Origin of the sequence: Pseudomonas sp. ERMR1:02, assembly GCF_002277815.1 — a bacterium.
GTDB lineage: Bacteria > Pseudomonadota > Gammaproteobacteria > Pseudomonadales > Pseudomonadaceae > Aquipseudomonas.
The window spans coordinates 1-14282 of record NZ_NKJI01000006.1; the positions used below are offsets into that span (position 1 = coordinate 1).

Consider the following 14282-nt stretch of genomic DNA (forward strand, 5'->3'; position numbering starts at 1 on the left):
CAACTGGAACATCACCTTGGCCTGGGGCCGGGATTTTTCCGATGTGTCGCCGCTGCGTGGGTGATTCTGGGGGGCGGTAATCATGACCCCGAGGTTCGAGTCACCGTGATGCCATTGGATTAATAGAGATCCGCGTAGGAGCGAGCTTGCTCGCGATGAACCTGAGTGCGCCGGGGGGTATCAGGCTACCAGCGTTATCGTTGACGACCTCGCGAGCAGGCTCGCTCCTACACAGGAGTTTGCAATGTTTTGGATTGGGGTATTTCAGATCGACCTGTGAGGGTCGGCAGCAGCGCTGCCAACCCTGGACACAGATCCGGTGGGCCCGATCAGTTCATCCGGCCCGGAGGGTTCAGGCGTCGGGCGCCTGATCTTTCGGTACATCAACATCATCTTCTGCCGCGACTTCACTTCTGCATCCGGGTTCAGTGCTGCAGCATCTTCTTCAGCCATCGCTTTCTTGCGCTGAAGCTTTTCCTCTTTCTTCTGCTCCTTGGCCAAGTCACGCTGACGTTTGGCGAAGGAATAATTGGGTTTAGCCATGGGCGATCCTCTGGGGTCGAAGGTGAGGTTGAGCGGCGCGTATTCTGCCCTGTATCGGTGCCTAGTCGTTAGTCGGGTTTTTGCTCGACCCACTTTGGCGGTACGGTCGGTTGCCAGCTATCGAGGGCGTCGAGCAGCGTCTGTGGCGATTCGCTCACCTGCAGCATGTCACGGTGCGCCTCGCGAACGAAGCCTTCACCGACGATGTGATCAAGAAAACCGGTGAGTTTGCTGTAGAAACCGTTCACTTCCAGCAAGCCCAGCGGCTTGCCGTGATAGCCCAGTTGGCCCCAGGTCCAGACTTCGAACAGTTCTTCCAGCGTGCCCAGGCCGCCGGGCAGAGCGATGAACGCATCGCTGAGCTCGGCCATCCGTGCCTTGCGCGCATGCATGCCGTCGACTACTTCCAGGCGGGTCAGGCCGCTGTGGCCGATTTCCTTGTCCTTGAGGCTTTGCGGGATGATGCCGATCACTTCACCGCCGGCTGCAAGCGCGGCGTCGGCCACGATACCCATCAGGCCCACGGCACCGCCGCCATACACCAGCGTCAGCTTGCGCTCGGCCAGAGCTCGACCCAAGGCCACAGCCGCTTCACGATAGGCCGTGTTGGTGCCGGTGCTGGCACCACAAAATACACATACAGATGCTAAAGACATGCCTTACTCCATGGTCGATCAGGACCACAGATTAAAGGCAGGCGCGTAGCACTCCAAGGGCTAAACTTCCCGTTTGGGCGTTTCATAAGTGCCGCTGGCGCCACAGGCATAGGCGGCAAGCAAGCTGCACAACAGGCTATTGAGGGACATGTCAGGCGCTCCAGTCAGTAGTGATGGCCTGATCATAGGGCCGGGCCAGACGCCTGGCTGGTAGATTGTTTCGATCGGTGTCATAGCCTGAAAGTTGTATACAATTTTTGATTCAAGTCATATGAACTTGCGAAGTTTTCAGGCAGTCTTCTGTCCATTCGCATTTTTCGTTAACCCTGCCTTGGAGATTCACCATGTTTGCCAAACTTGTTGCGGTATCCCTGTTGACACTGGCCAGCAGCCAATTGATGGCTGCGGAGTGCAAAGTCACCGTTGACTCCACCGATCAAATGTCCTTCAACACCAAGGCCATCGAAATCGACAAGAGCTGCAAGACATTCACTGTCGAACTGACCCACTCCGGCAGCTTGCCGAAAAACGTCATGGGCCATAACTGGGTGCTGAGCAAAGAAGCCGACATGCAGCCGATTGCCACCGATGGCCTGAGTGCTGGCATTGACAAGAACTACCTGAAAGAAGGCGACGCCCGCATTATCGCCCACACCAAGATCATCGGCGCCAACGAAACCGACTCGGTGACTTTCGATGTGTCGAAGCTTGATGCTGCCGAAAAATACGGTTTCTTCTGCTCGTTCCCGGGCCACATCTCGATGATGAAAGGCACCGTTACTCTGAAGTAATCAGATTTCGCATATAGAAAAAGCGTCCGCTCTGGACGCTTTTTTGTGCCTGGCGAAAGACCGAGTCATCGTTCTTCGCGGGCAAGCCTCGCTCCTACAGTTCCATGTCGATCACGGGATCAATGAACGGCACGAACCCTGTAGGAGCGAGGCTTGCCCGCGAAGGCGTCCGCAAGAACGCCACTTGGGTCACGGTGCGAAAGGCATCACCCGCTTGTGATGGGTCTTGTTGTACGTATCGCAAATGATTTTGAACGCTTCCTCACGCACCGGGTTGCCGTGCAGGAAGGCGTCGATCTCGGCGTAGGTCACGCCGTGGGATGCTTCGTCCGGTTTGCCGGGCGACAGGTCTTCGAGGTCGGCGGTCGGGACTTTTTCCACCAGTGATTCCGGCGCGCCGAAGCTGCGGGCAATCGCTCGAACCTGGTTTTTCACCAGGCCGCTGAGCGGTGCCAGGTCGCAGGCACCATCACCGAACTTGGTGAAGAAACCCATCACCGCCTCCGCCGCGTGGTCGGTGCCGATCACCAGGCCGTGGGCCGCGCCGGCGATGGTGTACTGGGCGACCATGCGCATCCGTGCCTTGGTGTTACCGAGCACGAAATCCACCGAGACCGCATGTTTGCCTTCGAACGCCGCGACTTCGTTGGCCAGGGCTTTGACCGCCGGACCGATATTCACGGTATGGCGCTCGTCCGGGGCGATGAAATCCACTGAGGCCTGGGCGTCGTGTTCATCGAACTGGGTCTCGTACGGCAAGCGCACGGCGATGAACTTGTAGTTGCCGTCCCCGGTGCGCTGGCGCAGCTCACGCATTGCACGCTGGGTCAGCAGGCCGGCGGTCAGGGAGTCGACACCGCCGCTGATGCCAAGCACCAAAGTCTTGAGCCCGGAATTTACCAGGCAGTCCTGAATGAAGGTAATGCGCCGCGCAACTTCCGCCTCAAGGGCGGCCTCGTCGGCGAACGGCGGTTGAACCTTGAGCTGCTCAGCAATCTCACGCTGTACGGCTTGCATGAATTCACTCCTTGCTTGATGTGCTGGAAAGGGTGGCAGGTACTTGGAAAACGTGGCGCAAATAGGCGACGAAATTCGGATCTTTGCAGTGAGTCTTGCCAGGCTCGTCGGAGACCTTCGCCACCGGCGCGCCGTTGCAGGCGGTCATTTTAAGCACGATGCTCATGGGTTCGACACCTGCAATATCACACGTCAGGTTGGTACCGATGCCGAAGCTGACATTGATCCGGCCACGCAGCGCCCGGAATATTTCCAGGGACTTGGGCAGCGTCAGGCTGTCGGAGAACACCAGTGTCTTGCTCATCGGGTCGATGCCGAGTTTGTGATAGTGCGCGATGGCTTTTTCCGCCCACACCACCGGATCACCGGAATCGTGGCGCAAACCGTCGAAGAGCTTGGCGAAAAACAGGTCGAAATCGCCGAGGAAAGCATCGGTGGTAATGCAGTCGGTCAGGGCGATCCCCAGAAGACCGCGGTACTCGCGGACCCAACAGTCGAGGGCGGCAATCTGGCTGTCGATCAGTCGTGGGCCGAGTTGCTGGTGGGCCATGATCCATTCGTGGCCATGGTGCCCAGCGGCTTCATGTCCAGTTCGCGGACAGATGCACGTTGCTGGTGCCGACGAAGCGCCCAGGAAAATCGTGCTTGAGCACGTTCACCACTTCTTCCTGAACGCGGTAAGAAAAGCGACGGCGGGTGCCGAAATCGGCTACCTGTAATTCAGACAATTCGTCGCTGCTTGCGTTGGCGGTCAGCCAGTCGAACTTGCGATAGAGCTGCTCCCGGCCTGTTCCAGAACAGTTTCCCGGTAGCGATAGCGGTTACGCACTTCGCTGACGATCGCCAGTATCGGCACTTCGAACAGGATCACGTGCAGCCACGGCCCCGCAGTCGGATAAACAGTTCACCGTTTTCAATGCCGGTGTGGATGTAGCGCAGGTTGAAGCGAAACAGTCCGAGAAAACGCAGAAAATCCGGCTTCAAGAAGGTGATGCGCTCCAGAAAACTCAACTGATCGGCGCTTAGGTTCAACTCCGCCAGGCGCTCGATCTGAAAGCGGATTTCCGCCAGGTACGGACGCAAATCCTCACTGTTACGGCAGCGAAACTCCCATTCGACTTCCACGTTCGGGTAGTTGTGCAGCACCGCCTGCATCATCGTCAGTTTGTAGAAGTCGGTGTCGAGCAGGTTCTGCACGATGCGATCGGCAAACACACTCTCGCTCATAACGGGAATCTCCAGGCGGGTCGCGGCCCAGTGGCAGCGACGTTGCATCTGTTTCAATGATGGGGGCTAGTGGCGCATATCAGCGGCAGGTATTGCCAGCGTTTCTGCATCGCGGAAGTCCCTGTGGGAGTGGGCTTGCCCGCGATGGGGATCTACAAGTTGAAATTGATGTTGGATGTGCCGGCCTCTTCGCGGGCAAGCCCGCTCCCACAGGTTTTGAGTCAGATTTTAAGTCTGCGGTGTGTCCGGGCTGTCGACCTGCTCCAGCATCCACTTCACAAAGTCCGCACTTTCGGTACTTCCGCCGAATGTTCCGGGTACGCCAGGTAATAGGCATCGGTGCTGGGCATCGCGTGGCGCCAAGGAATGACCAGCTTGCCGTCCGCCAATTCCTCTTCCACCAGAAACCGTGGCAGCAACGCCACGCCGCAGCCGACCTGTGCGGCGCGGATGCACATATAGAAAGTTTCGAAGCGCGGGCCGTGGTAGCTGTGTTCGGTGTGGTAGCCCTGGCTGTCGAACCAGTCGTGCCAGGCCTGGGGGCGCGAGGCGTTTTGCAGCAGGACCAGGTCAGTGAGTTGCGTCGGATCGGTGAACGGTTCGGCGGGCAGGCTGCCCGGGGCGCAAACCGGTACCAACTCTTCACCGAATAGCTTCAGGCATTCCGTACCGGGACGTGACCCTTGGCCGAAGTAGAACGCCAGGTCGCTGCGACCCTGCAACAGATCATCGGCTTCTTGCTCGCTGCACAGGTCCAGATGGATCGATGGATGGCGCAGGCGCCAGCCTTTGAGCCGTGGCACCAGCCAGCGCGCACCGAAGGTCGGGGGCGTGGAGACGCGCAGGACTTCTGTTTCGCCGCCGTAGGAGCGCAGGTAATGAGTCGACATCTCGACCTGTGTGAGGATTTTTCGTACCTCGACCAGGTACAAATCGCCTGCCGGAGTCATTTGCAGGCGTCGGCGCACCCGGCGGAATAGTAAGTGCTGCAACAGCTCTTCCAGCTGCGCGACTTGCTTGCTGACGGCGCTCTGGGTCAGATTCAACTCTTCGGCGGCCCGGGTGAAGCTCAGATGCCGGGTCACGGCTTCGAAACACTGCAAGGCAGCGATCGATGGCAAATAGCGTTTGTTCAGCATGGGCGGTCCTTTGTTCTTGTCTCTTTATTGCCAGCAATGCACAGCATGAATAAACGGAATGATATCTCTCTTAAAGGTCGTTTGTTGAGTAACCTGCGGGGAGCTAAAACTACAGGTCTGATCAGCCGTGATCGCGCGGCTGCACACGTACCGTTTTTTGCTTGAGGAGTAACCCATGGTTGCCGCATTGCTTGATCGTCTTGGTGTGAACCCGGCCCTGTACCAGAACGGCAAAGTGCCGGTGCATTCGCCCATCGATGGCAGTCGCATCGCCGCCGTGAACTGGGAAGGTGCCGCTGAAGTCGAGCAGCACATCAGTCGCGCAGATCATGCGTTCGAACTGTGGCGCAAGGTTCCGGCACCGCGCCGTGGCGAGTTGGTGCGCCAACTGGGCGACATCCTGCGTGAATACAAGGCCGATCTCGGCGAGCTGGTGTCCTGGGAAGCCGGCAAGATCACTCAGGAAGGCCTGGGTGAAGTACAGGAAATGATCGACATCTGCGATTTCGCCGTCGGCCTGTCCCGTCAGTTGTATGGTTTGACCATCGCCTCCGAGCGTCCTGGCCACCACATGCGTGAAACCTGGCATCCGCTGGGCGTCGTCGGCGTCATCAGCGCATTCAACTTCCCGGTGGCGGTGTGGGCCTGGAACGCCGCGCTGGCGCTGGTCTGCGGCAACCCGGTGATCTGGAAACCGTCGGAAAAAACCCCGCTGACCGCACTGGCCTGCCAAGCGCTGTTCGATCGCGTGCTGAAGAATTTCAGCGACGCACCTGCGCACCTGAGCCAGGTCATCATCGGCGGTCGCGATGCCGGCGAAGCCTTGGTCGATGACCCGCGTGTCGCGCTGGTCAGCGCCACCGGCAGCACCCGCATGGGCCGCGAAGTGGCACCGAAAATCGCCGCGCGCTTCGCTCGCAGCATTCTGGAACTGGGCGGCAACAACGCGATGATCCTCGGCCCAAGCGCCGATCTGGACATGGCCGTTCGCGCGATCCTGTTCAGCGCCGTCGGTACCGCCGGTCAGCGTTGCACGACATTGCGCCGCTTGATTGCCCACGAATCGGTGAAAGAAGAAATCGTCACCCGCCTGAAAGCCGCCTACTCCAAAGTGCGTATCGGTAATCCGCTGGAAGGCAATCTCGTCGGCCCGCTGATCGACAAGCAAAGCTTCGAGAACATGCAGGACGCGCTGGAGCAGGCTCTGAGCGAAGGCGGCCGGGTGTTCGGCGGAAAGCGTCAGCTGGAAGACAAATTTCCGAATGCCTATTACGTTTCGCCGGCCATCGTCGAAATGCCGGAGCAGAGCGATGTGGTCTGCCACGAAACTTTCGCGCCGATCCTCTACGTGGTCGGTTACACCGATTTCAACGAAGCCCTTCGCCTGAACAACGCCGTGCCGCAAGGCCTGTCGTCCTGCATCTTCACCACCGATGTGCGTGAAGCCGAGCAGTTCATGTCGGCGGTAGGCAGTGATTGCGGCATCGCCAACGTCAACATCGGCCCGAGTGGTGCCGAAATTGGTGGTGCGTTTGGTGGCGAGAAAGAAACCGGTGGCGGTCGTGAGTCCGGCTCTGATGCATGGCGTGGGTACATGCGCCGTCAGACCAACACCGTGAACTACTCGCTGGAATTGCCGTTGGCGCAGGGCATTACGTTCGACTGATCGGTGATCCCCCTGTAGGAGCGAGCTCGCTCGCGAAAAACGTCTGGACAACGGGTTTATGCAGCAAACACGCGTTATCGTTGACGTCCATCGCGAGCAAGCTCGCTCCTACAATTGAACTGTGTGTTGGTTAGGTTTCTGTTGGAGTCTGGCAATGCCGTTACGCGAAGAATGTCTGTGGGAAAAGCTGACGCCGCAAAGGCCTGACAATGCGGCGCTCAAAGGTGAAGTGAAGGTAGATGTCTGCGTCATCGGCGCCGGTTTCACCGGGCTGTCGCGGCGGTACATCTGCTGGAACAGGGCAAGACGGTTTGTGTGCTGGAAGCCCATCGCGCCGGCCATGGTGGATCGGGTCGCAACGTCGGGCTGGTCAACGCCGGGATGTGGATTCCACCGGACGAGATCGAAGCCGGGTTTGGCGAAGCGGTCGGCAGTCAGCTCAACCGCATGTTGGGGCGGCACCTTCCCTGGTATTCAGCCTTGTCGACAAATACAACATCGATTGCCAGTTACGCCGTGAAGGCACGCTGCACATGGCTCACAACGCCCGTGGCGAAGCTGATCTGCGCAGTCGTGAAGAACAATGGAAGCGTCGTGGTGCGCCGGTTGAACTGTTGACCGGGCAAGCTTGCGAGCAGGCGACGGGTACCAAAAAAATTGCCGCCGCGCTGCTCGATCGACGCGCCGGCACTCTCAATCCGATGGCCTACACCACGGGCTGGCCAAAGCGGCCATCGGCCTCGGCGGTCAGCTGTTCGATCATTCGCCGGTGACCCGCCTCGAACGTCAGGGTCAACGTTGGTCGGTGCAGACAGCACAGGGTTCGGTACTGGCCGAGCAAGTGGTGATCGCCTCCAACGCTTATACCGAAGGCGATTGGACCGAGCTGCGGCGTAATTTTTCCCCGGTTATTACTACCAAGTGGCGTCGGTCCCGCTGACCGAAGAAGCCGCACAGCAAATCCTTCCCGGTGGCCAGGGTTCCTGGGATACCCGTCAGGTACTTAGCAGTATTCGTCGGGACAAAGATGGCCGCTTGTTGCTCGGCAGTCTGGGAAACGGCAATCAGAAACCAGCGTGGTTCCTGAAGGCCTGGGCCGATCGCGTGCAGCAGCATTACTTCCCTTACCTGAAACCGGTGGAGTGGGAATGCACCTGGACGGGGCGCATTGCCTTCACTCCGGATCACTTGATGCGCCTGTTCGAACCTGCGCCCGGAATAGTGGCAGTCACGGATACAACGGTCGGGGCGTGACCACGGGGACAGTGGTCGGCAAGGCCTTTGCCGATTATTTGTGTAACGGAAATCCTCAAGCGCTACCTATTCCCTTCGCTCCAATGCAGCCACTGGCCGGGGTGGGATTGCGCAGTTGTCTATACGAGCCGGATTCTCGCTGTATCACGCAGGCCAGTGCTTGCGGATCGTCATTTGATTGTAGAAATTTGTTGCTGGAAGCGGCGCTTTTCGGCGTTGCGGCTAGCCTGTAGTGGTGCGTGTTGTAGCAGTTGCGCACCAGCAGTGTGCAGTTCGGTGACGTGCGTTGTTACAGCTCGGTTGCACGCCGTTTAGTGTTGCGGTTGCAATGATGGCGCAGGAGGGTTGCGCCTCGAAAAAGTTTAGGGTTTCACCTTCCGCGGTTTAGACGGTTGCACGTCCAATGAAAATGGGCTCGAAACAGTCGAAATAACAATAAAGCAGCGACTTTTTTCAGAATAAAAAACCGATGGCACGGCCCTTGCTCTGAGCATTCAGTGAAGTCGCAGTGCCAATTAAAAAAAAACCTTGGAGCACCACCTCATGTCCCAGACGTTTTACAAAAAAGGCTTTTTGGCCCTCGCAGTGGCAACTGCGTTGGGTGTTTCTGCGTTTGCTCAAGCTGATGTCAAAATCGGCGTAGCGGGTCCAATGACGGGCGCCAACGCAGCATTTGGCGAGCAGTACATGAAGGGTGCACAGGCAGCGGCCGATGCGGTCAACGCAGCGGGTGGCGTGAACGGGGAAAAAATCGTACTGGTCAAGGGCGATGACGCCTGCGAACCGAAACAGGCTGTGACGGTCGCCAAGGACCTGACCAACCAGAAAGTAGCCGGCGTGGTCGGTCACTTCTGCTCTTCGTCGACCATCCCGGCCTCCGAGATCTACGACGAAGCGGGCATCATCACGATCACCCCGGGTTCCACCAACCCCAAGGTGACCGAACGCGGCCTAAGCGCCATGTTCCGTATGTGCGGTCGTGACGACCAGCAAGGCATCGTGGCCGGCGACTACATCGTCGACGTGCTCAAGGGCAAGAAGGTGGCCGTGCTGCACGACAAGGACACCTACGGCCAGGGCCTGGCAGATGCCACCAAGGCTCAACTGGTCAAGCGCGGCGTAACGCCGGTGCTGTATGAAGGCCTGACCCGCGGCGAGAAAGACTTCAGCGCCGTGGTGACCAAGATCCGTGCGGCCGGTGCCGACGTGGTCTACTTCGGTGGCTTGCACCCTGAAGCCGGTCCGCTGGTTCGTCAACTTCGAGAGCAAGGTCTCAAAGAAGCCAAGTTCATGTCTGACGACGGTATCGTGACCGACGAACTGGTGACCACCGCTGGCGGCCCGCAATTCGTCGACGGCGTGCTGATGACCTTCGGTGCCGACCCACGCTTGCTGCCAGACAGCAAGACTGTAGTGGACGAGTTCCGCAAAAAAGGCACCGAGCCTGAAGGTTACACCCTGTACGCCTACGCTTCGGTCCAGACCCTGGCGGCTGCCTTCAATGGCGCCAAGTCCAACAAGGGTGAAGACGCTGCAAAATGGCTGAAAGCCAACCCGGTCAAAACCGTCATGGGCGAGAAGACCTGGGACAGCAAGGGCGACCTCAAAGTCTCCGACTACGTGGTCTATCAGTGGGACAAGGACGGCAAATACCACCAACTGGAAAAACAGAAGTGATATGAACGGCTGATTTGCCCGGCGTCTTGCGCGCCGGACAATCCTGAAACATGTCCGTGCAGTACCTGTCTTTTCTCGTAGAGCTGCACACAACCGTTTTGCGTCGGCGGCTGAACCCCGGTCCGTCGCATGCGGTTTCTGTGCAGTCTCTCAAATGCGTGAGATTGCGTTATGGATGGTATTTTCCTGCAGCAACTGGTCAACGGCCTGACCCTCGGGTCGGTCTATGGCCTGATCGCCATCGGCTACACAATGGTCTATGGCATCATCGGCATGATCAACTTCGCCCACGGCGAGGTTTACATGATTTCCGCTTACCTCGCGGCGATCAGTCTGGCTCTGCTGGCATACTTCGGTATTGAATCCTTCCCTCTGCTGATGCTCGGTACACTGGTCTTCACCATCATCGTCACGGCGGTGTATGGTTGGGTCATCGAGCGCGTCGCCTACAAACCGCTGCGCAACTCCACCCGACTGGCACCGCTGATCAGCGCCATCGGTATCTCGCTGATCCTGCAAAACTATGCGCAGATCGCCCAGGGCGCCCGCCAACAGGGTGTACCGACACTGCTCACTGGTGCATGGCGCGTTGACGTAGGCACTGGCTTCGTTCAGCTCACCTACACCAAGATCTTTATTCTGGTCGCAGCGTTTGTCGGCATGGCCCTGCTGACCTACGTCATCAAGTACACCAAGCTCGGCCGCATGTGCCGCGCGACCCAACAAGATCGCAAGATGGCCTCGATCTTGGGGATCAACACTGACCGGGTGATTTCCTATGTGTTTATCATCGGTGCAGCGATGGCGGCCCTGGCCGGCGTACTGATCACCATGAACTATGGCACGTTTGACTTCTACGCAGGCTTCGTCATCGGCATCAAGGCGTTCACTGCCGCGGTGCTTGGCGGGATCGGCTCGCTGCCTGGCGCCATGCTCGGCGGGATCATCCTCGGCATCTCCGAGTCGCTGTTCTCTGGTCTGGTGAACTCGGACTACAAAGACGTTTTCAGCTTCTCGCTGCTGGTTCTCGTTCTGGTCTTTCGGCCTCAAGGCCTGCTCGGCCGTCCTCTTGTGTCGAAGGTGTAAGCGATGTCTTCAACCACTAAAGAAACCATTGATATCAAAAAAAGCCTGGTTGACGCGATTCTTGCCGGCCTCATTGCCCTGATCGTGTTCGGCCCGATTGTCGGTATCGTACTCGATGGCTACGGCTTCAACCTGGAGCCGACCCGAGTTGCGTGGATCGTTGCCATCGTCATGGCCGGTCGCTTTGCCCTGAGCATGTTCCTGCAAACACCCAAGGGCCTGAGAATCCTCGAAGGCTTTGAAACCACCGGCTCAGGGGTTCATGTACTGGCCCCCGATTACAAATCCCGGTTGCGCTGGATCATCCCGCTGATGATCGTCATTGCTGTGGTGTTTCCGTTTTTCTCCAACTCCTACCTGCTGGGCGTGGTCATCCTCGGGCTGATCTACGTGCTGCTGGGCCTCGGGCTGAATATCGTGGTCGGCCTGGCCGGCCTGCTCGACCTGGGTTATGTGGCGTTCTACGCCATCGGCGCCTACGGCCTTGCGCTCGGTTATCAGTACCTGGGGCTGGGTTTCTGGACGGTGCTGCCACTGGCGGCGATCACGGCCGGCCTGGCCGGATGCATCCTCGGTTTCCCGGTGCTGCGCCTGCACGGTGACTACCTGGCGATCGTGACCCTGGGCTTCGGTGAAATCATCCGCTTGATCCTCAACAACTGGCTGTCCCTGACCGGCGGCCCGAACGGCATGCCGGCACCGTTGCCGACCTTCTTTGGCCTGGAATTCGGTAAAAGGGCGAAGGATGGTGGCGTGCCTTTCCATGAGTTCTTCGGCATCGCCTACAACCCGGATATGAAGTATTACTTCATTTATGCGGTGTTGTTCCTGGTGGTTCTGGCTGTGCTGTACATCAAGCACCGCCTGACTCGCATGCCCGTCGGCCGGGCTTGGGAAGCCTTGCGCGAAGACGAAATCGCCTGCCGCTCCATGGGTCTGAACCATGTATTGGTCAAGCTCTCGGCGTTCACTATCGGTGCGTCAACGGCCGGCCTGGCCGGTGTGTTCTTCGCCACCTACCAGGGCTTCGTCAACCCGACTTCTTTCACCTTCTTCGAATCGGCACTGATCCTCGCCATCGTGGTACTCGGCGGCATGGGTTCGACCATCGGCGTGGTGATTGCAGCCTTTGTGCTGACCGTGGCCCCGGAGATGCTGCGTGGCTTCGCCGAATACCGCGTGTTGCTGTTCGGCATTCTGATGGTGTTGATGATGATCTGGCGACCGCGCGGCCTGATTCGGATCAGCCGTACCGGTGTGACCCCGCGTAAAGGAGTAGCGCCATGAGCGAAGTCGTACTCTCGGTAGAGAAGCTGATGATGCACTTCGGCGGCATCAAGGCGCTGAACGATGTCAGCCTGAAGGTCAAACGCAACTCGATCTTCGCCCTGATCGGCCCCAACGGCGCCGGCAAGACCACCGTGTTCAACTGCTTGACCGGGTTCTACAAGGCCTCCGGCGGCAAGATCGAACTCAACGTGCGTGGTGAGAAGACCAACGTCATCAAATTGCTGGGCGAATCGTTCAAACCGACCGATTTCGTCTCGCCGAAATCCTTCGCCAGTCGGCTGTTCTACAAGGCATTCGGCGGCACCCATCTGGTGAACCGCGCCGGGCTGGCGCGGACCTTCCAGAACATTCGCCTGTTCAAGGAAATGTCGGTGCTGGAGAACCTGTTGGTGGCCCAGCACATGTGGGTCAACCGCAACATGCTGGCCGGCATCCTCAACACCAAGGGCTACCGCAAGGCCGAAAGCGATGCGCTGGACCACGCGTTCTACTGGCTGGAAGTGGTGGACCTGGTGGACTGCGCCAACCGTCTGGCCGGTGAGCTTTCCTACGGCCAGCAACGCCGTCTGGAAATCGCCCGTGCCATGTGCACCCGTCCACAGATCATCTGCCTGGACGAACCGGCCGCCGGCCTCAACCCTCAGGAAACCGAAGCGCTGAGCGCGATGATCCGGTTGCTGCGCGACGAGCACGATCTGACTGTGGTGCTGATCGAACACGACATGGGCATGGTAATGAGTATTTCCGATCACATCGTGGTGCTGGACCACGGCATCGTCATCGCCGAGGGCGGCCCCGACGATATCCGGCATGATCCGAAAGTGATTGCAGCCTACCTGGGCGCCGATGAAGAGGAGCTCGTATGACTAACGGTGCCATCCTCGAACTCAAGGAGCTGGACGTGTTTTACGGGCCGATCCAGGCCCTGAAGAAAGTCTCGCTGCACATCAACGAAGGTGAAACTGTCAGCCTTATCGGTTCCAACGGCGCCGGCAAGTCGACGTTGCTGATGTCGATCTTCGGTCAGCCACGGGCGGCAAACGGTCAGATCATCTATCAGGGTGTGGACATCACCCACAAGTCGTCGCACTACATCGCGTCCAACGGCATCGCGCAGTCACCGGAAGGCCGGCGGGTATTCCCTGACATGACCGTCGAGGAAAACCTGCTGATGGGCACCATTCCGATCGGTGACAAATACGCCAAGGAAGACATGCAACGCATGTTCGAGCTGTTCCCGCGGCTCGAAGAGCGGCGCACCCAGCGCGCCATGACCATGTCCGGTGGCGAGCAGCAAATGCTAGCCATCGCACGTGCATTGATGAGCCGGCCGAAGCTGCTGCTGCTCGACGAGCCGAGCCTTGGCCTGGCCCCGATCGTGGTGAAACAGATCTTCGCCACCCTGCGGGAACTGGCCAAAACCGGCATGACCATTTTCCTGGTAGAGCAGAACGCCAACCACGCCCTCAGGTTGTCGGACCGGGCGTACGTGATGGTTAACGGTGAGATCCGCATGAGCGGCACTGGTAAGGAGCTGCTGGTCAACGAGGATGTGCGTAACGCTTATCTTGGCGGGCACTGAGTTTTTGTTGTTATGCACAAGCCCCGGCGCGAAAGCTCCGGGGCTTTTTTTCATCTATCAAACGCCACTGCCCCTGTAGGAGCCGGCTTGCTGGCGAAGACGGTGTCACATTCCACATCATCGGCACAGTTTCACCGCTTTCGCCAGCAAGCCGGCTCCTACAAGAGGGCAGTGGTGTGAGGTAAACGGAAATTGTGGACAACAATATTCGCAAGCTTCCAAAGCGCGACATAAAGCCGCTGCAAATAGTTGTTTTGTCACGGGTTTGACTTGTCCCCGTTTGCTGTGGAGCTGGCTGTGAATAACGTGGGAGTATCTGGCTGAAAGCCTTTAAAACCGTGGCTTGCAGCGCGG

12 protein-coding genes and 5 pseudogenes are annotated in these 14282 nt (G+C 58.6%); 11 read left to right on the forward strand and 6 right to left on the reverse strand.

Going from position 1 to position 14282, the window contains the following annotated elements:
- Positions 1 to 123, forward strand: a pseudogene (locus CES87_RS12845) (transglutaminase family protein); the annotation flags it as partial.
- A gap of 229 nt (positions 124 to 352) precedes the next feature.
- Here the strand turns inward: CES87_RS12845 and CES87_RS12850 are convergent.
- Together CES87_RS12850 and CES87_RS12855 are read right to left on the reverse strand one after the other, a co-directional pair.
- Positions 353 to 543: pseudogene (locus CES87_RS12850) on the reverse strand (hypothetical protein).
- A gap of 68 nt (positions 544 to 611) precedes the next feature.
- Positions 612 to 1199, reverse strand: a complete 588-nt coding sequence (locus CES87_RS12855; RefSeq protein ID WP_128606405.1) for a TIGR00730 family Rossman fold protein — start codon at positions 1197 to 1199, stop codon at positions 612 to 614.
- A gap of 344 nt (positions 1200 to 1543) precedes the next feature.
- Here CES87_RS12855 and azu point away from each other — a divergent pair, with 344 nt between their 5' ends.
- The gene (azu, locus tag CES87_RS12860) at positions 1544 to 1990 is read left to right on the forward strand and encodes an azurin (protein ID WP_128606406.1); all 447 of its coding nucleotides are present in this window, start codon (positions 1544 to 1546) and stop codon (positions 1988 to 1990) included.
- A gap of 189 nt (positions 1991 to 2179) precedes the next feature.
- On the opposite strand, the gene nadE is transcribed toward azu, so the two are convergent.
- From nadE to CES87_RS12875, 4 genes and pseudogenes are all read right to left on the reverse strand, one after another.
- Positions 2180 to 3007: an ammonia-dependent NAD(+) synthetase gene (nadE, locus tag CES87_RS12865; RefSeq protein WP_128606407.1), complete on the reverse strand. Its 828-nt coding sequence runs from the start codon at positions 3005 to 3007 to the stop codon at positions 2180 to 2182.
- Positions 3008 to 3011: 4 nt separating this feature from the next.
- Positions 3012 to 3669 (reverse strand): annotated as a pseudogene (gene pncB, locus CES87_RS33065) (nicotinate phosphoribosyltransferase).
- A 205-nt stretch (positions 3670 to 3874) separates the two neighbouring features.
- Positions 3875 to 4234, reverse strand: a complete 360-nt coding sequence (locus CES87_RS33075) for a hypothetical protein (RefSeq protein ID WP_371858206.1) — start codon at positions 4232 to 4234, stop codon at positions 3875 to 3877.
- 228 nt (positions 4235 to 4462) lie between these two features.
- Positions 4463 to 5373: pseudogene (locus CES87_RS12875) on the reverse strand (LysR family transcriptional regulator).
- Between the two features lie 175 nt (positions 5374 to 5548).
- Between CES87_RS12875 and CES87_RS12880 the strand changes: the two are divergent.
- The 9 genes and pseudogenes from CES87_RS12880 (at position 5549) to CES87_RS12910 (ending at position 13928) form a co-directional block, all read left to right on the forward strand.
- Positions 5549 to 7039: an aldehyde dehydrogenase family protein gene (locus CES87_RS12880; protein ID WP_128606408.1), complete on the forward strand. Its 1491-nt coding sequence runs from the start codon at positions 5549 to 5551 to the stop codon at positions 7037 to 7039.
- 315 nt (positions 7040 to 7354) lie between these two features.
- Positions 7355 to 7605: pseudogene (locus tag CES87_RS34270) on the forward strand (FAD-dependent oxidoreductase); the annotation flags it as partial.
- 62 nt (positions 7606 to 7667) lie between these two features.
- Positions 7668 to 7979 (forward strand): FAD-dependent oxidoreductase, encoded by a 312-nt coding sequence (locus tag CES87_RS34275; protein ID WP_371858207.1) that lies wholly within the window; start codon positions 7668 to 7670, stop codon positions 7977 to 7979.
- Positions 7961 to 8293 carry a hypothetical protein gene (locus tag CES87_RS34280; protein ID WP_371858208.1) on the forward strand — a complete coding sequence of 111 codons (333 nt, stop codon included), beginning with the start codon at positions 7961 to 7963 and terminating at the stop codon, positions 8291 to 8293. Before CES87_RS34275 ends, CES87_RS34280 begins: the two co-directional genes overlap by 19 nt.
- 543 nt (positions 8294 to 8836) lie before the next feature.
- A complete protein-coding gene (locus tag CES87_RS12890) occupies positions 8837 to 9970 on the forward strand; it encodes an ABC transporter substrate-binding protein (RefSeq protein WP_128606409.1) in 1134 nt (377 codons plus the stop codon).
- A 171-nt stretch (positions 9971 to 10141) separates the two neighbouring features.
- Complete coding sequence (locus tag CES87_RS12895; RefSeq protein ID WP_128606410.1) at positions 10142 to 11056, forward strand: branched-chain amino acid ABC transporter permease LivH; 915 nt, start codon at positions 10142 to 10144, stop codon at positions 11054 to 11056.
- Between the two features lie 3 nt (positions 11057 to 11059).
- A complete protein-coding gene (gene livM / locus CES87_RS12900; protein WP_128606411.1) occupies positions 11060 to 12343 on the forward strand; it encodes a high-affinity branched-chain amino acid ABC transporter permease LivM in 1284 nt (427 codons plus the stop codon).
- Positions 12340 to 13212 carry an ABC transporter ATP-binding protein gene (locus CES87_RS12905; protein ID WP_128606412.1) on the forward strand — a complete coding sequence of 291 codons (873 nt, stop codon included), beginning with the start codon at positions 12340 to 12342 and terminating at the stop codon, positions 13210 to 13212. The genes livM and CES87_RS12905 overlap by 4 nt, the downstream gene beginning before the upstream one ends.
- Complete coding sequence (locus tag CES87_RS12910; RefSeq protein ID WP_128606413.1) at positions 13209 to 13928, forward strand: ABC transporter ATP-binding protein; 720 nt, start codon at positions 13209 to 13211, stop codon at positions 13926 to 13928. Before CES87_RS12905 ends, CES87_RS12910 begins: the two co-directional genes overlap by 4 nt.
- Positions 13929 to 14282: the final 354 nt, after the last annotated feature.

Excerpts from the sequence above, each read along its gene's own strand:
- CES87_RS12855 (WP_128606405.1), bottom strand. The coding sequence starts at position 1,199 with ATGTCTTTAGCATCTGTATGTGTATTTTGTGGTGCCAGCACCGGCACC.
- azu (WP_128606406.1), top strand. The coding sequence starts at position 1,544 with ATGTTTGCCAAACTTGTTGCGGTATCCCTGTTGACACTGGCCAGCAGC.
- nadE (WP_128606407.1), bottom strand. The coding sequence starts at position 3,007 with ATGCAAGCCGTACAGCGTGAGATTGCTGAGCAGCTCAAGGTTCAACCG.
- CES87_RS33075 (WP_371858206.1), bottom strand. The coding sequence starts at position 4,234 with ATGAGCGAGAGTGTGTTTGCCGATCGCATCGTGCAGAACCTGCTCGAC.
- CES87_RS12880 (WP_128606408.1), top strand. The coding sequence starts at position 5,549 with ATGGTTGCCGCATTGCTTGATCGTCTTGGTGTGAACCCGGCCCTGTAC.
- CES87_RS12890 (WP_128606409.1), top strand. The coding sequence starts at position 8,837 with ATGTCCCAGACGTTTTACAAAAAAGGCTTTTTGGCCCTCGCAGTGGCA.
- CES87_RS12895 (WP_128606410.1), top strand. The coding sequence starts at position 10,142 with ATGGATGGTATTTTCCTGCAGCAACTGGTCAACGGCCTGACCCTCGGG.
- livM (WP_128606411.1), top strand. The coding sequence starts at position 11,060 with ATGTCTTCAACCACTAAAGAAACCATTGATATCAAAAAAAGCCTGGTT.
- CES87_RS12905 (WP_128606412.1), top strand. The coding sequence starts at position 12,340 with ATGAGCGAAGTCGTACTCTCGGTAGAGAAGCTGATGATGCACTTCGGC.
- CES87_RS12910 (WP_128606413.1), top strand. The coding sequence starts at position 13,209 with ATGACTAACGGTGCCATCCTCGAACTCAAGGAGCTGGACGTGTTTTAC.